The sequence below is a fragment of the Dorea longicatena genome (assembly GCF_024168045.1).
Classification (GTDB): domain Bacteria; phylum Bacillota; class Clostridia; order Lachnospirales; family Lachnospiraceae; genus Dorea_A.
Map to the genome: position 1 here is coordinate 2,550,340 of NZ_CP100126.1, position 21,232 is coordinate 2,571,571.

16 protein-coding genes, 1 riboswitch and 1 other annotated feature are annotated in these 21,232 nt (G+C 42.9%); of the genes, 1 reads left to right on the top strand and 15 read right to left on the bottom strand.

What is annotated here, in order from left to right:
* Positions 1–1,236: a phenylacetate--CoA ligase family protein gene (locus tag NKF87_RS12185; RefSeq protein ID WP_118309487.1), complete on the top strand. Its 1,236-nt coding sequence runs from the start codon at positions 1–3 to the stop codon at positions 1,234–1,236.
* A gap of 65 nt (positions 1,237–1,301) precedes the next feature.
* On the opposite strand, the gene NKF87_RS12190 is transcribed toward NKF87_RS12185, so the two are convergent.
* From NKF87_RS12190 to NKF87_RS12260, 15 genes are all read right to left on the bottom strand, one after another.
* Positions 1,302–1,865, bottom strand: coding sequence for an HD domain-containing protein (locus tag NKF87_RS12190; protein ID WP_049947128.1), 564 nt, complete (start codon positions 1,863–1,865; stop codon positions 1,302–1,304).
* Positions 1,866–1,908: 43 nt separating this feature from the next.
* A complete protein-coding gene (locus NKF87_RS12195) occupies positions 1,909–2,994 on the bottom strand; it encodes a M24 family metallopeptidase (RefSeq protein WP_028087897.1) in 1,086 nt (361 codons plus the stop codon).
* Between the two features lie 211 nt (positions 2,995–3,205).
* The gene (gene rpoC / locus NKF87_RS12200; RefSeq protein ID WP_117598174.1) at positions 3,206–6,913 is read right to left on the bottom strand and encodes a DNA-directed RNA polymerase subunit beta'; all 3,708 of its coding nucleotides are present in this window, start codon (positions 6,911–6,913) and stop codon (positions 3,206–3,208) included.
* Between the two features lie 15 nt (positions 6,914–6,928).
* Positions 6,929–10,807 (bottom strand): DNA-directed RNA polymerase subunit beta, encoded by a 3,879-nt coding sequence (locus tag NKF87_RS12205; RefSeq protein ID WP_253583620.1) that lies wholly within the window; start codon positions 10,805–10,807, stop codon positions 6,929–6,931.
* Between the two features lie 273 nt (positions 10,808–11,080).
* On the bottom strand, positions 11,081–11,458 hold the full coding sequence (gene rplL, locus NKF87_RS12210; RefSeq protein ID WP_028086477.1) for a 50S ribosomal protein L7/L12: 378 nt from the start codon (positions 11,456–11,458) through the stop codon (positions 11,081–11,083).
* 61 nt (positions 11,459–11,519) lie between these two features.
* A complete protein-coding gene (gene rplJ / locus NKF87_RS12215) occupies positions 11,520–12,065 on the bottom strand; it encodes a 50S ribosomal protein L10 (RefSeq protein WP_028086478.1) in 546 nt (181 codons plus the stop codon).
* Positions 12,066–12,112: 47 nt separating this feature from the next.
* Positions 12,113–12,260 (bottom strand) — a sequence feature (ribosomal protein L10 leader region).
* A gap of 125 nt (positions 12,261–12,385) precedes the next feature.
* Positions 12,386–13,078, bottom strand: a complete 693-nt coding sequence (gene rplA, locus NKF87_RS12220; protein WP_006428125.1) for a 50S ribosomal protein L1 — start codon at positions 13,076–13,078, stop codon at positions 12,386–12,388.
* 57 nt (positions 13,079–13,135) lie between these two features.
* A complete protein-coding gene (gene rplK / locus NKF87_RS12225; protein WP_006428124.1) occupies positions 13,136–13,561 on the bottom strand; it encodes a 50S ribosomal protein L11 in 426 nt (141 codons plus the stop codon).
* 57 nt (positions 13,562–13,618) lie between these two features.
* Positions 13,619–14,134 carry a transcription termination/antitermination protein NusG gene (gene nusG, locus NKF87_RS12230; protein WP_006428123.1) on the bottom strand — a complete coding sequence of 172 codons (516 nt, stop codon included), beginning with the start codon at positions 14,132–14,134 and terminating at the stop codon, positions 13,619–13,621.
* Between the two features lie 27 nt (positions 14,135–14,161).
* Entirely contained in the window at positions 14,162–14,362 is a 201-nt protein-coding gene (gene secE / locus NKF87_RS12235) for a preprotein translocase subunit SecE (RefSeq protein WP_044920309.1), read from the bottom strand.
* Between the two features lie 19 nt (positions 14,363–14,381).
* Complete coding sequence (gene rpmG / locus NKF87_RS12240) at positions 14,382–14,531, bottom strand: 50S ribosomal protein L33 (protein WP_028086482.1); 150 nt, start codon at positions 14,529–14,531, stop codon at positions 14,382–14,384.
* A 185-nt stretch (positions 14,532–14,716) separates the two neighbouring features.
* On the bottom strand, positions 14,717–16,486 hold the full coding sequence (locus NKF87_RS12245) for a zinc ribbon domain-containing protein (RefSeq protein ID WP_181978372.1): 1,770 nt from the start codon (positions 16,484–16,486) through the stop codon (positions 14,717–14,719).
* 204 nt (positions 16,487–16,690) lie between these two features.
* Positions 16,691–18,370, bottom strand: coding sequence for a formate--tetrahydrofolate ligase (locus tag NKF87_RS12250; RefSeq protein WP_171029269.1), 1,680 nt, complete (start codon positions 18,368–18,370; stop codon positions 16,691–16,693).
* A 120-nt stretch (positions 18,371–18,490) separates the two neighbouring features.
* A riboswitch (ZMP/ZTP riboswitch) is annotated at positions 18,491–18,574 on the bottom strand.
* 85 nt (positions 18,575–18,659) lie between these two features.
* Positions 18,660–19,919, bottom strand: a complete 1,260-nt coding sequence (locus NKF87_RS12255; RefSeq protein WP_117598202.1) for a threonine/serine exporter family protein — start codon at positions 19,917–19,919, stop codon at positions 18,660–18,662.
* Positions 19,920–19,931: 12 nt separating this feature from the next.
* Entirely contained in the window at positions 19,932–21,197 is a 1,266-nt protein-coding gene (locus NKF87_RS12260) for a threonine/serine ThrE exporter family protein (RefSeq protein WP_117598172.1), read from the bottom strand.
* Positions 21,198–21,232 lie beyond the last annotated feature (35 nt).

The window sequence follows — 21,232 nt, forward strand, 5'->3', positions numbered from 1 at the left end:
ATGCAGATTACAGAGACACAAATCGCACAGGTAAATAATCAGATACAGGCGCTCCTGAAAGCGGAAAGTTTCTATGGAAAGAAATTAGAAGAAGCCGGTGTTACCAGTATACAGTCAGCGGAAGATTTTCAAAAGCTTCCGTTTTCTGAGAAAAATGATTTAAGAAATGCTTATCCTCTTGGTCTGATGACCGCACCGGAAGAAAAGATTGTCCGAATCCACTCTTCTTCCGGTACCACCGGACTGCCGGTCATCATTCCATATACTCAGAAAGATGTAGACGACTGGGCAATCATGTTTCAACGCTGCTATGAATTGGCCGGTCTTACAAATCTGGACCGTATTCAGATCACACCCGGATACGGACTCTGGACTGCCGGAATCGGATTTCAGGCAGGTGCCGAAAGATTAGGAAGCATGGTTATTCCTATGGGACCCGGAAACACCGACAAACAGCTTCAGATGATGATGGATATGAAGACAACCGTTCTCGGTTCTACTTCCTCTTACGCCCTGCTTCTTGCAGAAGAAATCCAAAAAAGAGGAATCAAAGACAAGATCCATCTGAAGAAAGGAATCATTGGTTCTGAACGCTGGGGTGAAAAAATGCGCCGGCGTATCACGGAAGAACTTGGAATTGAACTCTATGACATCTATGGCCTGACGGAAATCTATGGACCGGGAATCGGAATCAGCTGTTCCCATGACTGTGGTATGCACTACTGGGATGATTATATTTACATTGAGATCATCGACCCTGTAACCGGTGAAGTACTTCCGGACGGAGAACTCGGAGAAATCGTCATTACCACCCTGGTCAAAGAAGGAGCACCTCTTATCCGCTACCGCACACATGATCTTTCCCGCATCATTCCGGGAGAATGTCCTTGCGGAAGCAGATTCCCACGGCTCGATACTATTATGGGACGTACCGATGATATGATGAAGATCAAGGGTGTAAATGTGTTCCCAGCTCAGATTGAAGAAATCTTAAAAGGATTTTCTGAAGTATCCAGTGAATATCAGATCCGCATTTCTCATCTTGACGGAAAAGACACCATGCGAATCTATGTTGAAACAAATGGAACGGTTGACTTCCTTGATCTTGCCAAACGAATCGCAGCTACCGTCAAAAGCCGCATAGGCTTTACACCGTTAGTTAAAGTTGTTGAAATCGGATTATTACCTCGAAGCGAAAAGAAGACAAAACGTGTCATCGATGAGCGTTATGAATAATTAATGATATATTAAAAATGGTGTTGTAAGATCTATATTTCTTACAACACCATTTTTATACTTTGTTATAATCCTAATTCATCAGAGATCGCACACATTTCTTCCAATCCGATATCAATCAGGTCCTCCAACATCAGCCCTGTAAATTCGATACTTTCCATGTAATCACGATTGGCACCTTTCGCAAATCGTGCTTCATTAAAACGTTTTATAACAGACTTTCTTTTTACACTTGCAATCTTTTTATCCGGGTAAATCTGCGCAACCGCTTTTAAGAAACCACTCATTGGATCTGCCGCCAGAAGTGCATATTGGATTTTTGTTTTCGCTTTCACGCCACTTTTCGGATTATGTGCACAGATCGCTCCAAATAATACAGGATCATCAATTCCTTCTTTTTTTAAGATTTCTACCGATGTCGGTCCGTGTACACTTAAGTCATGCTCCCAGTCACATTGCTCTTCATCCAGATCATGCAGCAATCCTGCAATTCCCCAATATTCCACCTCGTCCGGCGCAAGACGTTTGGCCAATCCCTTCATAATAGCCTCAACTGCCAGAGAATGTGTAATATAATTCTCACCTTTCATGTATTTTGTTAAGATTTCATACGCCTGATCTCTTGTCATCTGCATTTTCTCCATTTCTGTGCGAAATATGTATTCTGATATTTTACTCTTCCGGTACAACGATCAGGTCTTTTGTAAAGTCATTCAGAACTTCACATCCATCTTCTGTGATGATTACAAGGTCTTCGATACGAACACCGATGTTCTCATCCGGGAGATAGATTCCCGGCTCTACTGAGAAGCACTGTCCAACCTTGATGATGTCAGTATTAACAGATGATACATCACCAAATTCGTGATCTTCCAGTCCGATAGAATGTCCTGTTCTGTGTGTGAAATACTCGCCAAATCCTTTTTCCTCGATGTAATTTCTTGCAGCAAGGTCAACGTCGCACATTCTATTTCCCGGTTTGGCAGCTTCGATACCTCTTCTGTTTGCTTCAACTACGATATCATAAATTTCTTTTGCACGGTCAGATACTTCACCGATAAATACAGTTCTTGTCATATCCGATGCATAGTTATCTTTAAATCCACCGATATCAAGAATTACACAATCTCCGCGTTTTCCTTTGGAATCATCTGTTACATGATGTGGATCTGCAGCGCCATGTCCGTATGCTGTAATTGGATCGAACGATACATCTTCACATCCGATTTCTTTGTAAATTTCACGCATTTTTGCATTTAATTCTTTCTCAGTTAATCCTTTTGCTACCCATGGAATGATCTTTTCCATAGCAATATCATTTAACTTAGAAGATTTTCTCATAAGATCTTTTTCTTTCTCATCTTTTACCATACGGATATAATCAATGATCGGAGATCCATTTACAAATTTACTTCCTCCGCCTAACTCCTGCAGACGAATAAGGAATTTTGACGGCCATGTTTTATCAATTCCCATTGTCTTATCTTTATCTACATACTTGCTTAAGATCTCTACTCCGTCTTCAATGTCATCATAATAGATAATATCTACGCCAAGATCTGATTCCTGTGGAAATAATTTGTTGATTACCATTTTATGATTTCCGTTCACATTCAGATACAATGCCAGAAGTCTTTCTCCCGGAAAAATCCACTTGCCTGTCAGATAGAAGATCGCAACCGGGTCAGAAACGATCATCTGCGGAACCTCATGCTCCTCCATTGATTTTAATATTCTTGTAAGTTTACCTTGATCCATAATAGAACCCCAACCTTTCTTAAAATGTTGACAGAATCTGTTACTATTTTCGCCGATTCTCACTGACAATTATTATAAACTTTTTGAATATAAAAGTCAATTTATATATACAAATAACAGTAAACATTAGCGATATCATCTTATTTTTCACTAAAAAAGAAAATGTCCACACTTTTCAGTGTGAACACTTTCTTTTTATTTGACTTATATTTTATTCTTCATCTTCAGATACAGCAACTGTTTCTTCTGCAATATCTTCTACTGCATCTTCTGTTCCTTCATCAAGAGTAATCTCCTGATTCATCTCATCTGCATCTTTGAATTCAAAATCAAAATCGTCCTCAAAATCCAGTTCGTCTTCCATTTCCATCTCTGTGTTCAACTTGATGTCACGATACTTTCTCATACCTGTTCCGGCAGGAATATGTTTACCAATGATAACATTCTCTTTCAGACCTACCAGCGGATCAACCTTACCCTTAATAGCAGCTTCGGTCAGGACTTTTGTTGTCTCCTGGAAGGAAGCGGCAGACAGGAATGAATTCGTAGCAAGGGAAGCTTTTGTAATACCCATGATGATCTGCTCACCTGTTGCAGGTTCTTTACCTTCTGCTTCCAAAGCTTCATTTACATCCTCAAACTCAAGTCTGTCAACATTTGTTCCCGGGAGGAATTCTGTGTCTCCGGACTCTTCGATACGTATCTTCTTCAGCATCTGACGAACGATAACCTCGATATGCTTATCGTTGATTTCTACACCCTGCAGACGATATACTCTCTGAACTTCCTGGATCATGTAATCCTGTACAGCACGAAGTCCTTTGATTCTCAGAATATCGTGTGGATTTACACTACCTTCTGTCAGTTCATCACCGGCTTCCAGTTCTGCGCCGTCAGCCACCTTGATACGTGATCCATAAGGGATCAGATATGCTTTGGATTCACCTGTTTCTTTATTTGTCACAATGATCTCACGTTTCTTCTTCGTGTCATTTAAGTTAGCAGTTCCTGCGATTTCTGTGATAATTGCAAGTCCCTTAGGCTTTCTTGCCTCGAAAAGCTCCTCGACACGAGGAAGACCCTGTGTGATATCTCCACCGGCTACACCACCACTATGGAATGTTCTCATAGTAAGCTGTGTACCAGGTTCTCCGATTGACTGTGCGGCGATGATTCCGACAGCTTCTCCAACCTGTACCGGCTCACCTGTTGCCATGTTGGATCCGTAACATTTTGCACATACACCATTATGTGAACGGCATGTAAGGATTGTACGGATCTTAATCTGTGTCAGCGGCTCGCCCTTCTCGTCAACACCCTTTTTACAGATCAGCTCTGCACGTTTCGGTGTTACCATGTGATTTGCCTTTACAAGGATGTTGCCATCTTTATCTACGATGTTCTCACAGATATAACGTCCTGTGATACGATCCTGCAGACTTTCGATCACTTCGTTTCCATCCATGAATGCTTTTACATACATTCCAGGAATCGGTGCTCCCGGTTTTGCACAGTCTACTTCGTGGATGATCAGTTCCTGTGATACGTCTACCAGACGTCTTGTCAGATATCCTGAATCGGCTGTACGAAGAGCTGTATCGGACATACCTTTTCGAGCTCCATGTGCAGACATGAAGTATTCCAGTACATCAAGACCTTCACGGAAGTTTGATTTAATTGGCAGCTCGATCGTGTGACCTGTTGTATCGGCCATCAGACCACGCATACCTGCAAGCTGTTTGATCTGTTTGTCAGATCCACGGGCTCCGGAATCTGCCATCATGAAAATGTTGTTATATTTATCAAGACCGTCAAGCAGTGCCTTTGTAAGGGCATCGTCAGTTGCTTTCCATGTCTCTACAACTTCTTTATATCTTTCTTCTTCTGTAATGAGACCACGTTTGAAGTTCTTTGTAATCTTATCTACAGTATCCTGCGCATTTTTGATCATCTCCGGTTTCTGCGGAGGTACCGTCATGTCAGAAATGGATACGGTCATGGCAGCTCTTGTTGAAAGCTTGTAACCCATAGCCTTTACATGGTCGAGTACTTCTGCTGTCGCAGTAGCTCCATGTGTATTGATAACTTTTTCAAGAATCTGTTTCAGCTGTTTCTTTCCTACATGGAAATCAACTTCCAGAAGCAATTCATTTCCTTCTACTTCACGGTCTACAAATCCCAAATCCTGTGGAATGATCTCATTAAACATGAAACGTCCGACTGTAGATTCTACCGTTCCTGTCTTCACTGTTCCATCTGCCATCTTCTTGGATACACGTACTTTTACACGTGAATGAAGTGTTACAGCAGCATTTTCATAAGCAAGAAGTGCTTCGTTGAAACTCTTGAAGATCATGCCTTCTCCCTTGGCACCAGGACGCTCCTGAGTCAGATAATAGATACCAAGTACCATATCCTGTGAAGGAACGGCTACCGGACCACCATCAGACGGCTTCAGTAAGTTGTTCGGTGACAGAAGTAAGAAACGGCACTCTGCCTGTGCTTCTACGGAAAGTGGAAGATGGACAGCCATCTGGTCTCCGTCGAAATCGGCGTTGAACGCTGTACAAACCAGTGGATGAAGCTTGATAGCCTTACCTTCTACAAGAATCGGTTCAAATGCCTGAATACCAAGTCTGTGCAGTGTAGGAGCACGGTTCAGCATAACCGGATGCTCTTTGATTACTTCTTCTAGAACATCCCATACTTCCGGCTGAAGTCTTTCTACCATCTTCTTAGCATTTTTAATATTGTGTGCTGTTCCGTTCTGAACCAGTTCTTTCATAACAAATGGTTTGAACAGCTCGATTGCCATTTCTTTCGGCAGACCACACTGGTAGATCTTAAGTTCCGGTCCTACAACGATAACGGAACGTCCGGAATAGTCAACACGCTTACCAAGCAAGTTCTGACGGAAACGTCCGGACTTACCTTTCAGCATATCGGAAAGAGATTTCAGTGCACGGTTACCAGGTCCTGTTACCGGACGTCCACGGCGGCCATTGTCAATCAGGGCATCTACAGCTTCCTGAAGCATTCTCTTTTCATTTCTAACAATAATGTCCGGTGCGCCTAATTCAAGAAGACGTCTCAGACGGTTATTTCTGTTGATGATTCTTCTGTACAGATCATTCAGGTCAGATGTCGCAAAACGTCCGCCATCCAGCTGTACCATTGGACGAAGATCCGGTGGGATAACCGGGATATTTGTCATGATCATCCATTCTGGCTTGTTTCCAGACTCACGGAAAGCTTCTACTACTTCCAGACGTTTTACGATTCTTGCTCGTTTCTGTCCGGTTGCACCTTTCAAGCCTTCTGTCAATTCTGTATATTCTTTCTCAAGATCAATGTTCTCAAGAAGTTCTTTGATGGATTCTGCACCCATTCCTACACGGAATGTGCTTCCCCATTTTTCTCTTGCTTCCTGATATTCAGCCTCTGATAATACCTGTTTGTACATCAGATCTGACTCACCTTTATCCAGTACGATATAAGAAGCGAAATACAGTACTTTTTCCAATGTTCTCGGGGACAGATCAAGAATCAGTCCCATACGGCTTGGAATTCCCTTGAAGTACCAGATGTGCGATACAGGAGCAGCAAGGGCGATATGGCCCATGCGCTCACGACGTACACTTGCTTTTGTTACTTCAACACCACAACGGTCGCAGACCACACCTTTATAGCGGATCTTTTTGTACTTTCCACAATGGCATTCCCAGTCCTTGCTTGGTCCGAAAATCTTTTCGCAGAACAGTCCGTCTTTTTCAGGTTTTAAAGTTCTATAGTTGATGGTCTCTGGTTTGGTAACTTCTCCTTTTGACCATTCCAGAATCTTTTCAGGTGATGCCAAACCGATCTTGATCGCATCAAAAGTCATTGGCTGATAAGTTTGTTCCTTATTATTTTCTGGCATACTTTGGACCCCTTCCTATTCATCATCAGATGAATCGCCGAAATCATAGTCATCATTTTCTTCAAAATTCATATCGAAATCATCGTCTGATTCTGGTTCTTCTTCTACATCAACCAGTTCTTCACCCTGGAATTCCTGTTTGCTGTATCCGTGTTTACCAAAGTCTTCGTCATCATCATTACGATATCTTCTGTCTCCCTCGATCAGAGAACGGAAATCTGTCTCTCCCATATCGGAAGTTTCCATAATCTCCACTTCTGTATTGTCATCACGTAAGACACGTACGTCCAGTCCGAGTGACTGTAACTCTTTGAGCAATACCTTGAAGGATTCCGGAATTCCCGGTTCAGGAATATTCTCACCCTTGATGATTGCTTCGTAAGTCTTCACACGTCCGATGACATCATCTGACTTCACAGTCAGGATTTCCTGCAGTGTGTATGATGCACCATAAGCCTCCAGTGCCCATACCTCCATTTCTCCGAAACGCTGTCCACCGAACTGAGCCTTTCCTCCTAATGGCTGCTGTGTAACCAGTGAGTAAGGACCTGTAGAACGTGCATGGATCTTGTCGTCTACCAGGTGGTGCAGTTTCAGGTAATGCATGTGTCCGATGGTTACCGGGCTGTCGAAGTACTCACCCGTACGTCCGTCACGCAGGCGGACCTTACCATCTCTTGAAAGCGGAACACCTTTCCAGAGTTTTCTGTGTTCTCTGTTGTCTGACAGATACTGCAGTACTTCCGGAAGAAGTTCTTCTTTATGTTTTGCTTCAAACTCTTCCCAGCTTAAGTTGACATAATCATTTGCCAGATCAAGAGTATCCATAATATCAATCTCGTTCGCTCCGTCAAATACAGGAGTTGCGATGTTGAATCCAAGTGCTTTTGCAGCCAGGGACAGGTGAATCTCCAGGACCTGACCGATATTCATACGTGACGGTACACCCAGTGGATTCAGCACGATATCCAGTGGACGTCCATTCGGCAGGAATGGCATGTCTTCAACCGGAAGTACACGGGAAACAACACCCTTGTTACCATGACGTCCGGCCATCTTGTCACCGACAGAGATTTTTCTCTTCTGTGCAATATAGATACGGACTGACTGGTTTACTCCAGGTGACATCTCATCACCATTCTCTCTTGTAAATACCTTTGCATCCACTACAATACCATATTCTCCATGAGGTACTTTAAGAGAAGTATCTCTTACTTCACGGGCTTTCTCACCGAAGATTGCACGAAGCAGTCTTTCTTCAGCTGTAAGCTCTGTCTCTCCCTTAGGAGTAACCTTACCTACCAGGATATCTCCGGCACGGACTTCTGCTCCGACACGGATGATTCCTCTTTCATCCAGATTCTTCAGTGCATCATCACCAACACCTGGAATGTCGCGTGTGATCTCTTCTGGTCCAAGCTTTGTATCACGTGCTTCTGCTTCATATTCTTCAATATGAATAGAAGTATATACATCATCCTGCACCAGTCTTTCACTAAGCAGAACAGCATCCTCGTAGTTGTAACCTTCCCATGTCATGAATCCGATCAGCGGGTTCTTTCCAAGTCCAAGTTCACCATTAGATGTAGATGGTCCATCTGCAATAACCTCGCCTTTTTCGACTCTGTCTCCTTTGAAGACGATTGGTCTCTGGTTATAACAGTTGCTCTGGTTACTTCTCTGGAATTTTGTTAATTTATATTTTTTCAGTTTTCCGTCATCCTGACGAACTGTAATCTCTGTAGAAGTAGAACGTTCTACCGTACCGCCTTCTTCAGCGACCACACATACACCGGAGTCAACGGCAGCTTTTTCTTCCATACCTGTTCCTACTGCCGGAGCCTCGGTAAACAGGAGCGGTACTGCCTGACGCTGCATGTTTGATCCCATCAGGGCACGGTTCGCATCATCATTCTGAAGGAATGGGATTAAAGCTGTAGCCACAGAGAATACCATCTTAGGAGATACGTCCATATAATCGAACATTCTTCTTTCATATTCCTGTGTCTCTTCACGGTAACGACCAGATACATTTTTACGTACAAAATGTCCTTCTTCATCTAACTGCTCGTTCGCCTGTGCTACATGATAATTATCTTCTTCATCCGCTGTCATGTATACAACTTCATCTGTAACTACCGGGTTAGTCGGATCATCATGGTTGATCTTACGGTATGGAGCCTCGATAAATCCATACTCATTAATTCTTGCATAACTTGCAAGAGAGTTGATCAGACCGATGTTAGGTCCTTCAGGTGTCTCTACCGGACACATTCTTCCGTAGTGAGAATAGTGTACATCTCGTACCTCGAATCCTGCACGGTCTCTTGACAGACCACCAGGTCCCAACGCTGAAAGACGTCTCTTATGAGTCAGCTCACCAAGCGGATTGTTCTGATCCATGAACTGTGACAGCTGGGAAGATCCGAAGAATTCTTTCACTGCTGCTGTTACAGGTTTGATATTGATCAGGGATTGTGGAGAAATGCCCTCCATATCCTGTGTTGTCATTCTTTCACGAACCACTCTTTCCAGACGAGAAAGACCGATTCTGTACTGATTCTGAAGCAGTTCTCCTACAGAACGGATACGTCTGTTACCCAGGTGGTCGATATCATCATCTGTTCCGATGCCATATTCCAGATGCATATTATAGTTAATAGAAGCTAAGATATCTTCTTTTGTGATATGCTTTGGAATCAGATCGTGGATGTCTCTCTTGATCGCATCCTTTAATTCATCAATGTCTCCGGCTGTCTCTTCCAGAATTCCAGCAAGCACAGGATAATATACCTGCTCTGTAACCCCTACTTCTTCCGGATCCACATCAACAACAGCATCAAGGTCAACCATCATATTTGAAACTACCTTGATCGGTCGTTCTGTCTCTTCTACGCTGATCCATACATATGGAACTGCATTGTTCTGGATTGCGGAAGCCAGTTCTCTTGTGATCTTGGTTCCTGCTTCTGCCAGAACTTCCCCTGTCATTGGGCTTGCAACATCTTCTGCCAGCACCTGACCACTGATACGGTTCTTTAACGCAAGCTTCTTATTGAACTTGTAACGTCCTACTTTTGCAAGATCATAACGTCTCGGATCAAAGAACATACTTGTGATCAGACTTTCAGCACTGTCTACTGCCAGAGGTTCACCCGGACGGATCTTCTTATATAATTCCAGAAGTCCTTCCTGATAATTCGTTGCAGCATCTTTCTCAAAACTTGCCAGGATCTTCGGCTCTTCTCCAAAGAGTTCAATAATCTCTGGATTTGTACCGATTCCCAATGCACGAATCAACACAGTAATCGGTACCTTTCTTGTTCTATCTACACGTACATAGAAAACGTCATTAGAATCCGTCTCATACTCCAGCCATGCACCACGGTTCGGGATTACGGTAGCTGAATACAGTTTTTTACCTAATTTGTCATGTGCAATGGCATAATAGATACCAGGAGAACGAACTAACTGGCTGACAATTACACGTTCCGCACCATTGATCACAAAAGTACCTGTTCTTGTCATCAGTGGAAGATCTCCCATAAAGATCTCATGCTCATTGATCTCATCTGTCTCTTTATTGTGAAGTCTTACTTTGACTTTCAGAGGTGCAGCATATGTTGCATCACGTTCTTTACACTCATCAATCGTGTATTTCACTTCATTCTCACACAAAGTAAAATCCACGAAATCCAAGCTTAATTTTCCACTGTAATCTGTAATTGGGGAAATGTCATCGAACACTTCATTTAACCCTTCATCCAGAAACCACTTGTAAGAATCTGTCTGAACTTCGATCAAGTTAGGCATCTGAACGACTTCTTTCTGTCGGGCATAACTCATTCGTGAACTTTTTCCACTTTTAATAGGACGAATTCTGTTTTTCTCCATATTGACGTTTCACTCCTCATTTATTTTTCTGGCTGGGCTTTTCACTGCCCATATAACTTGCAGAGTCTCAAAAAACAACACAATTTATTGTTTTTTTTACGAAATCATGGCATAACTATCCACAATAGCGCATTTTTTACTATAGCACAGGCCTGTCAAGTATGTCAAGCAAATCCGCACTATTTTTTCAGTTCTTTCTTATATTCAGCATCCCTTATAATACGAAAGGGCATCCCGTCACCGGAATGCCCTGATAATTCAATCAAACTCGAATTATTTAAGGTTAACTTCAGCACCTTCTGCTTCAAGTTTAGTCTTGATTTCTTCAGCCTCAGCTTTAGAAGCGCCTTCTTTGATTACCTTTGGAGCTTCGTCAACTAATGCTTTAGCTTCTTTCAGTCCAAGTCCTGTTACTTCACGAACAACTTTGATAACTTTAACCTTAGCTGCTCCTGCAGAAACTAATTCTACATCGAACTCATCTTTCTCTTCTGCTGCTGCTCCACCTTCTGCTCCAGCTGCTGCAACTACAACACCTGCTGCTGCGGATACACCAAATTCTTCTTCACAAGCTTTTACAAGATCATTTAACTCTAATACAGATAACTCTTTGATAGCTTCAATAAATTCTTCTGTTGTTAACTTTGCCATTTTATTTTCCTCCATTTTTCTTATTTTCTTTTTTGAAATAAATTATTACGCTGCCATCAGCCTATTCAGCTGCTGGTGCTTCTGCAGCTTCTTCTGCTGCCGGAGCTGCTTCACAAGCATCTGCTCCACCTTTTTCTGCGATCTGATTGAGAACGCGAGCCAGGTTTGTGATAGGTGACTGTAAGCTTCCAAGTAATTTGGAAAGAAGCTCTTCTCTTGAAGGAATCTTAGCAAGTTCATTTAATGCGTCTACATCATATAATGTTCCTTCAACCACACCTGCTTTTAATTCAAGGGCTTTTGCATTCTTTGCAAATTTGCAAAGGATTCTTGCCGGAGCTGTTGCATCATCTTTAGAAATAGCGATAGCACTTGGTCCTTCTAAGTGCTCATCTAATGCTGCGAAATCAGTTCCTTCAAAAGCTCTCTTCATCATTGTGTTCTTACAAACTTTGTAGACAACGCCTGCTTCTCTTAACTGTTTACGCATCTCTGTATCTTCTGCAACAGTCAGTCCACGGTAGTCAACAAGGACAACGCTTGTTGCGTCTTTCACGTCCTCTGCAATAGCCTGTACAACTGGTTGTTTTAATTCAACTTTTGCCACGAATGGTGCACCTCCTTGTAGATTTGTAAGTTTACACCGCCGACAGATATAAATGTAAAAAACCTCTATATCCAAAGACATAGAGGTTGATAAGTCATACTTTAGTATCGATCTTTCCTCGGTAGGCGTCCGCATAAAATGTGTTCTTACGCTCTTTCAAGCACCTACTGTCTTCGGCAGTCCTGTAGTATATTATCATATGCGTGTGTTATTGTCAAGAGATTTTTCATTTTCTTTTACAAAAAAACTTTGGTATAAAAAAACTCCGTATACAGCATCACATCTGTATACGGAGTTTTTATTCATTATTATCTTGCGGATTAAACAAGCTTCATTGGGTTGATTTTTACACCAGGTCCCATTGTTGAAGTAAGTGTTACGCTCTTAAGGTACTGTCCCTTAACTGCTGCAGGTCTTACTTTGTTAATCGCATCAATAAGCGTCTGGAAGTTGTCTGTAAGCTGTTCTTCAGTAAAGCTTGCTTTACCTACTGGCACATGGATAATGTTTGTCTTATCAAGTCTGTACTCGATCTTACCAGCTTTGATTTCCTGGATAGCTTTTGTAACGTCCATTGTTACTGTACCAGCCTTCGGGTTTGGCATTAATCCCTTAGGTCCAAGTACACGTCCGAGACGTCCAACAACACCCATCATGTCTGGTGTAGCTACTACTACATCGAATTCAAACCAGTTTTCATTCTGGATCTTAGGAATAAGTTCTTCTCCACCTACGAAATCTGCTCCGGCTGCTTTAGCTTCTTCAGCTTTGGCATCTTTCGCAAATACAAGAATACGAACCTTTTTACCAGTTCCGTGTGGCAGAACAACTGCTCCACGAATCTGCTGGTCAGCGTGACGTCCGTCACATCCAGTTCTGATATGAGCTTCAATTGTCTCATCGAATTTTGCTGTTGCAGTCTTTTTAACTAATGATACTGCGTCTGCTACATCGTAGAGTGTTCCTCTGTCGATTGTTTTCGCAGCTTCAACGTATTTCTTTCCTCTTTTCATTCTATAAACCTCCTAGTGGTATTGTCGGGATAACCCTCCCACATTAATCTTCATCAATTATTCTGTTACAGTTACACCCATAGAGCGGCATGTACCTTCTACCATGCTCATAGCGCTCTCGATTGTAGCAGCGTTCAGGTCAGGCATCTTTGTCTTAGCGATTTCCTCTACCTGAGCTTTTGTGATTGTAGCAACCTTTGTTTTGTTAGGCACACCTGAACCAGATTTGATGTTGCAGGCCTTTTTGATCAGAACTGCTGCCGGTGGTGTCTTTGTGATGAAGCTGAAACTTCTGTCATTGTAAACTGTGATAACTACAGGGATGATCATGTCTCCCTGATCTGCTGTCTTAGCGTTGAACTGTTTTGTAAATTCAACGATGTTTACACCGTGCTGACCAAGAGCAGGTCCAACCGGTGGTGCCGGAGTAGCTTTGCCGGCTGGGATCTGTAATTTAATATAACCTTCTACTTTTTTTGCCATTTCAATTACCTCCTTGTGGTGATGGCGGGGAACATATAACGCCCCTCCCACTTACTGTTACATTTTCTTAACTTCTGCGAAACCAATTTCAACCGGGGTCTCGCGGCCGAAGAGCTCAACATTAATAGTAAGGCTCTGCTTCTGCATGTTGATAGACTGGATTACACCAACCGTATCCGCCCATGCTCCAGCGATTACCTGGACTGTGTCGCCCTCCTCGTAGTCCATGACTACTTCCTCTCTCTGGATTCCCAGAGGAGCCATCTCCGCATCTGTAAGCGGCACCGGCTTAGATCCAGGTCCGACAAATCCTGTCACACCTCTTGTATTACGAACAACGTACCATGTATCATCGTTCATAATCATGTGTATCAACACATAGCCTGGAAACATCTTTTTCTGAGATACTTTCTGGACACCGTTCTTCATCTCAACAACGTCTTCCAGCGGTACTCTTACTTCAAGGATCTGATCCTCAAGATGTCTGTTCTCGATTGTCTTATCAATGTTGGCTTTTACTTTGTTCTCGTACCCTGAATAGGTATGAACTACGTACCATTTTGCCTCTGACATAATCTCACCTTTCTTGTCCGTTTTGAGTTATTTAATTAATAAATCTACTCCGTACTGGGCGAAAAAATCTACAAGTGCGATAATCGCTCCCAGGACCACGGATACAGAAACAACCGCTGCCGTCTCTTTTGCAACTGTCATCTTGTCTGGCCACACGATCTTCTTGAATTCTCTGTCAAGACCCTTGAACCAGCTCTCCTTCTGAGTTTTCTTACTACTCATCGACATTCACTCCTTCTTGCGGCGATTATTTTGTCTCTTTGTGCAATGTGTGTTTCTTACAGAATCTGCAGTACTTCTTGGTTTCCATACGTTCCGGATGAGATTTCTTATCCTTTGTCATGTTGTAGTTACGCTGCTTGCATTCTGTACACTCCAATGTGATTCTTGTACGCACAACTTCCACCTCGCTTTATATTCTTAGTTAACGTGTTTCGTGGCAGCTTGCGATGCTGCCCGATTTTAGGCATAAAAAAAAAGCCTACTTCCATTCGCCCGAATATCGTATCATATCCAGGCTTAAAAAGCAAGCTTTTTCCTATATTATTTGCATTTTTTTGAAAGAACTTTTTGGGAATAAATCTACTGCAGCTGCTTATACCAGATATTTCCGGGATTAACGGAACGCAGCTGATAACTTCCATTCTGATACACAAATTCGGCGCTCATCTGCGAACTTCCGTCTGCATCTTCTACGCCATCACCTGTTTCTGACACAGACCGGCTTTCATTTTTATTTTCTTCTTTAAAAGTAACTTTATAATCATAGGACAACGTTCCCCTGACCACTCCTGTTACACCGCTGATCACATATTTTCCTTCATAATTATCAAGTTTTACTTCTTTCGTTATATAACCGTCTCCGGAACCGAGTTGCTTCTTCAGGTCATTATAGAATTCTTTGTTCTCTTTTTTGCAGGAAGAATCCTTCTCAAACAATCCTGCTACTTCAGAGAAAGATTTGCCTGCCTTCGCAGCTTTCACATATGCGTTCAGAATGTCCTTCATCTTTCTGTTAAATTTCTTTTTCCCATTTTCCGATATCTTCATCTTGGAAATCGTCGCATTTCCTTTATCTGACGCCTGGAACCCGGACCGGTACATCCGGAAGCACGGAACTTTTACCTTGATCTTATGTTCCCCTTCAATCAATGACACTTTGTATTGTTCCAGATTGTCAGAGTCATCTTTCAGCTTAGAATCCTCCGTCAGTTTTATATCATCGATCCAGGCTTTGGAACCTGCCGGAAGATAGAGATTAAAGTCATTTGCTACTATCTCGTCTGATGATACTTTCCAATCAGTAAAAAAAAGAAAGTTTCGTTTTTTCTGTTTTTGAACAATAAGCATCTTCGTCTTTTCTTTGTTATCTTCTGTCTTATATACAACGGTAAATGCACGCTGCTTTCCGCCGGATTCTACCTCTGTCTGACGATTTTCCTTTGTCTCTTTTATTTCATAACCGGAAATCCCAGTAACTGCATTTTTCTTCATATAGCTTACATATTCATCCTGCGTTACATATCCGTTTTCCGGAAGATCTGACAAGCGCCCTGCCTTCTTCCAGTTTTCCTGTATGTATGCCTTACAATAGCGCTCTGCCACCGCCTCCGGGCGACCGTGATATACTTCTATAATACAGAATACAGCAACTATAAGGATCCCTGCTGCAATTCTTTTCACTGCTTTCTTTTGTCCGGTTGTCATATCTGACCAGGAACGTTTATCCCGGATAAATTGCGGCACACGACTCGGATCTTTTCCTTCTTTTTCCCGTTTTATCTTCTTTTCTTTCCGCTTTCTCTCCCATGACTGAAGAATTTCCTCATATGCATCTTCTTCCGGAACATCTTCATAGTCCTTTTTCTTCTTGATGAAATCTCCGATATCCCCTGTGAACATACGTGTCGGCTCATCTGCCTCTTCTTTGCTGTCCTCTCCGATCATTCTGGTCGGTTCTTCAACCGGTTCTTCTTCCGGAGTTTCATTCTCTTTCAGATCCTGTTCTCTCAGCTTGATCTTCCTGTGAAGTTCCTGTTCCAGTTCTTCCCGCGTCACTTCTTCGATCATATGGTCCAGATTCTCCGGAATCGTGAGCTGCTTTTTCAGACCATCATTTTCTTCCGGTTCTCCGCTCCACTCTGGTTCGAATAATTTCTTCGCTTCATCAATTACTTTCTCCGATTCCTCTGCTATCTCCTGATCGGAAAATTCTACCTTCCGGGCTTTTTCCAGTCCTTCCAGATCATTATATAATGTTTCCTCTTTTGATTCGGGAAGACGCATTCCACAATAATTGCAGAAACGGGCATCATCTGGATTGTCAGACTTGCAATTCGGGCATTGACGCATAAGCATTCCTCCTTTTCAAATCACAGCCGGGCAGCCATGCCTGCTTGCCGTTTTTTACTTCTTGCATTATAACACTAACTTGAAATTCTAGCACATATTCTCCTGCTGTTTTTCAAAATCCTGTAAATCTTATGTCAAAAAATGTCAAAAAATCCGGCAGGCCTCACAAAAGCCGCCGGATTTTACTGTTAACTTTATCTACACTTAGAATAATCCTGTGATCCTTCCTTCATCATCCACGTCAATTCTTTCTGCTGCCGGAACCTTCGGAAGACCAGGCATCGTCATGATGTCTCCTGTCAGGGCTACAATGAATCCTGCCCCCGCAGAGACTTTCAGGTTGCGGACTGTAATGTCAAAGTCTTTCGGTGCTCCAAGTTTCTTCGGATCATCGGTCAGACTGTACTGTGTCTTCGCCATACAGATCGGTGCGTTGCCGAATCCAAGATCCGTCAGCTGTTTTACCTGCTTCTGGGCTGCTGCCGTAAGTACTGCTTTATTACCGCCATAGATCTTCTGCACGATCTGATCCAATTTATCTTCGATCGTTCCTTCAAGTTCATATGCATAGTGAAAATCACCTGGTTCCTCACACAGACGTACCACTTCTTCTGCAAGCTTCAGACCGCCTTCGCCGCCCTTTGCCCATACTTCGGAAAGTGCCACGTTTACTCCGACCTCTTTACATTTCTCCTCTACAAGATCCAGTTCCGCTTTGGTATCCGTCGGGAACGCATTGATCGCAACAACACATGGAAGTCCATATACGTTCTTAATATTATCCACATGTTTCATTAAGTTCGGAATTCCATTTTCTAATGCTTCCAGATTTTCTTCATTCAGATCCGGTTTTGCAACGCCGCCGTTATACTTGAGAGCTCTTACAGTTGCTACGATCACGACTGCATCCGGTTTGATTCCTGCCATACGGCATTTGATATCCAGGAATTTCTCTGCCCCTAAGTCTTCTCCGAATCCTGCTTCTGTGATCGCATAATCTGCAAGCTTCATTGCCATTCTGGTCGCCGTCAGTGAGTTGCATCCGTGCGCGATATTGGCAAATGGTCCGCCATGCACGATTGCAGGTGTATGCTCCAGTGTCTGTACCAGGTTCGGTTTCAAAGCATCTTTCAGAAGTGCGCACATCGCACCTTCTGCATGCAGGTCATGTGCTGTTACCGGTTTTTGGTCTGCGATCTTGCCATAAGTATAACCAACAATAATCTTTCCGAGTCTTTCTTTCAGATCTGCAATATCCTTCGAGAGGCAGAGGATTGCCATGATTTCAGAAGCAACAGTGATATCATAGCCGTCTTCTCTCGGCACACCATTTACCCTTCCGCCAAGTCCGTCTGTGATGAAACGGAGCTGACGGTCATTCATATCCACACATCTCTTCCATACAATTTTTCTTGGATCAATATTCAGGTCATTTCCCTGATAGATATGGTTGTCGATCATTGCTGCCAGTAAGTTATTCGCAGCTCCGATCGCATGAAAATCTCCCGTAAAATGAAGGTTGATATCTTCCATCGGAACAACCTGCGCGTATCCTCCGCCCGCAGCTCCTCCCTTCATACCGAATACAGGTCCAAGAGATGGCTCACGAAGTGCCACCATGGGCTTTTTCCCCATTCTCTGCAGGGCATCTGCAAGACCTACCGTGGTAGTTGTCTTACCCTCTCCTGCCGGTGTCGGATTGATTGCGGTCACAAGAATCAGCTTCCCGTCTTCTTTATCTGATTTCTTTAAAAAATTATAATCAATCTTTGCTTTATACTTTCCATACTGTTCCAGATATTCTTCTGGAATTCCTGCTTTTTCTGCCACCTTTGTGATAGGCTCCATCATACATTCCTGTGCGATCTCAATATCTGTTTTCATCATTCATTTCCTCCTGATCGTATGTTGTCTTTCTGAATTCCCGGTCCTTTTCATACAACACTACCGGTTCTTCTGTATCCGGTGTTGTAAAAAAAGGACAACACTCATCCTATTTAGGATAAATGCTGCCCAGACGGTCGGCTTCTACCAAGTATCTGATTTCCCTGTGGTACTCCACATTATCCGTCAGTCATCAGATCTTCTCTTTGTCTTTTACTATATTATAAGGATGGAAAATTGTCAATCCGGAAAATTCACCTGCATCATCCGGATGCTCGTAACACAGTCTTTATTTTTCATCTTTTTTAATAACTGTAGACTTTTTCCCCATGTGATATTCTTTTCCCTGCGCCCGCATGATACTTCTTGAAATCACATCTACAATAATAAATCCAAATGCAATACCAAGACACGTTTCGAGCAATACCCGTGCATGTTCTGCTGCCATTGAAAAATTTCTGCTGACTACACCATACATCAGATAATACAGCCTTGCTCCCGGCATCAACGGAAAGACCGATGCGGTCAGGAAGACCGTGGACGGCGCATGATCGATTCTCGACATAATAAATGCATATCCTGCAACAAAACAGGACGCAGCTACTATTGCGGAAAAATTATTCGGATACCATGCATACACCAGTAAATATATCCCCCATGTCAGAAATGCCCCGACACCAGAATACAGGATTTTCTTTCCCCGTATTTTGAACCAGCTTGCATAACCGATACAGCCTATCGTACAGGAAATCAGCTGAATCACGGTATTTTTATTCACATCAAATCCTTCTGCCGATATATTTCCCATCAACAGCATTGCAAGTGCGATCCCGGAAGCAATGCCAAACGCACCAAGCATTGAATTCATTACTTCCAGTGCTCCGGATATAAAGTTTCTCTGCATCACATCACGTATCCCATTGATCACACCAAGTGCACTGACTAACAACATGATAATTCCTATCATGATACGGTCCGGATGATCTCCCAATCCGATCCTGGCAGCACTGATGATCACAACCTCCGATAAGAATGCCAGGATCAGATTGTAGATCATCGGGTTGCCCTCCCGCTTACCAAGCCATCTGCCTGCCAGAACGATCATCAGGCAGACAATCAATGCAACAACTGCATCCTGTATATCTCCACCGAAGAATACGGTAAACGCCGTTCCACCTGTAATCTGTGCGATTCCTGTGATCAGTTCACTCTGATCCGGCCGTGCCATTACTTTTTTATAGCGCCTGACCAGTTCTTTGTCATCCGGATTATATGCACAGACATACCGTGACAGGGCATTCAGATAATTCAGCCTGTCGTAATCTGCCCCTGTAGACTCTATATGCCTGATCTGTGTGAGAATCTCACCTTCCGGCGACTCCACCGTCACCTGTATATTACTTGGAATCACATATACATCATATTTTACGAAACCATAGCTCTTATACATACGGTACAGACTGTCTTCTACCCGGAAGATTTCCGCCCCGCACTGTAACATTGCTTCTCCTATATTCAGGATTCCCTGTACTAACTTTTCATAATTCATGGATTTCAATTATTATTTCTTTCCACCGATCAGCGGAAGATTCAATGCGCTTTTACCGATATGATATTCTCTCTTCATTGCATGCATGATACTTCTGGATGCCACATCTACGATGATAAATCCGAATGCAATTGCAAGGCAGGTCGCCAGAAGAATAATCGTCTCCTCAAAAACCATCTGCGGATCCTGGCTGACACACCCGTACATTACATAGTACAGATTCGGTCCTGGGATCAGCGGGAATACCGATGCAGTCAAAAAGATGGTTGAAGGTGCTTTATTTACTCTGGACATGATAAATGCATAAAATCCAACAAATCCTGCTGCAATCATGGTTGCCAGGAAGTTACTCGGTTTTACTGCGTATACTGCAACATAGATTGCCCATGTAAAAAATGCTCCGATACTGTTATACCATACCTGTTTTCCACGGATCTTGAACCATAATGCAAATCCAGTACACGCAACCGTGCAGGAGAGCAGCTGAATCGGTACACTGTGATTCAGGATAAAATGATCGGAATATCCCTCATGGAATAATATGATCGCCAGACCAATTCCAAATGCAATTCCCGCTGCTCCAAGGAACGAATTCATAATATTAATGAATCCGGAAATGAAGTCTCTCTGAAGAAGATCCCTGATTCCGTTCGTTGTACTCAATCCGCTGATCAGAAGCATGACGATACCGATCATAATACGGTCCGGATGATCTGCAATTCCCATCTTCAAAGCTCCGATAATAATCACTTCTGATATAAACGCAAGAATACCATTGTAAACCAGTAAGTTGCTTTCACGCTTCGCAAGCCAGTCACCGACTGCAACGATCATCACCGATACTATAAATGCAATGACCGCATCCCAGAGGTTACACCCGAAAAATACAGCAAATCCTGTTCCACCCATGATTCCTGCCGCATATCTTGTGATACGCTTCTGTGGTTCACGATTGATAACTTCCAGATACTTCTCACGCATCTCATTTTCATCCGGTGTATGCTGACAGACATATCTGCACAGATTATTCAGATAATCCAGCTGGTCAAAATTCGGCTCCGACGACTCGATATGACGTATCTGTGTAATAATCTCGCCTTCCGGTGTCTCCACCGTCACCTGTATATTACTCGGAATGACAAATACATCCGATCTCTTAAATCCATAGCTTCTGCACATGCGGTAAAAGCTGTCTTCCAAACGGAAATTCTCTGCACCACTTTGAAGCATCGCTTCTCCGATGTCCAGGATTCCCTGTACAATCTTGTTATAATTCATCTTTTTTACCCCTTGTTTTCCTTCATAAAATTACC

Coding starts and splice junctions, on each gene's coding strand:
- rplA (WP_006428125.1), bottom strand. CDS start 13,078: ATGAAAAGAGGAAAGAAATACGTTGAAGCTGCGAAAACAATCGACAGA.
- nusG (WP_006428123.1), bottom strand. CDS start 14,134: ATGTCAGAGGCAAAATGGTACGTAGTTCATACCTATTCAGGGTACGAG.
- NKF87_RS12195 (WP_028087897.1), bottom strand. CDS start 2,994: ATGGATCAAGGTAAACTTACAAGAATATTAAAATCAATGGAGGAGCAT.
- NKF87_RS12185 (WP_118309487.1), top strand. CDS start 1: ATGCAGATTACAGAGACACAAATCGCACAGGTAAATAATCAGATACAG.
- rplK (WP_006428124.1), bottom strand. CDS start 13,561: ATGGCAAAAAAAGTAGAAGGTTATATTAAATTACAGATCCCAGCCGGC.
- secE (WP_044920309.1), bottom strand. CDS start 14,362: ATGTCGATGAGTAGTAAGAAAACTCAGAAGGAGAGCTGGTTCAAGGGT.
- rplL (WP_028086477.1), bottom strand. CDS start 11,458: ATGGCAAAGTTAACAACAGAAGAATTTATTGAAGCTATCAAAGAGTTA.
- NKF87_RS12190 (WP_049947128.1), bottom strand. CDS start 1,865: ATGACAAGAGATCAGGCGTATGAAATCTTAACAAAATACATGAAAGGT.
- NKF87_RS12255 (WP_117598202.1), bottom strand. CDS start 19,919: ATGAATTATGAAAAGTTAGTACAGGGAATCCTGAATATAGGAGAAGCA.
- NKF87_RS12245 (WP_181978372.1), bottom strand. CDS start 16,486: ATGCGTCAATGCCCGAATTGCAAGTCTGACAATCCAGATGATGCCCGT.
- NKF87_RS12205 (WP_253583620.1), bottom strand. CDS start 10,807: ATGGAGAAAAACAGAATTCGTCCTATTAAAAGTGGAAAAAGTTCACGA.
- NKF87_RS12260 (WP_117598172.1), bottom strand. CDS start 21,197: ATGAATTATAACAAGATTGTACAGGGAATCCTGGACATCGGAGAAGCG.
- NKF87_RS12250 (WP_171029269.1), bottom strand. CDS start 18,370: ATGAAAACAGATATTGAGATCGCACAGGAATGTATGATGGAGCCTATC.
- rpoC (WP_117598174.1), bottom strand. CDS start 6,913: ATGCCAGAAAATAATAAGGAACAAACTTATCAGCCAATGACTTTTGAT.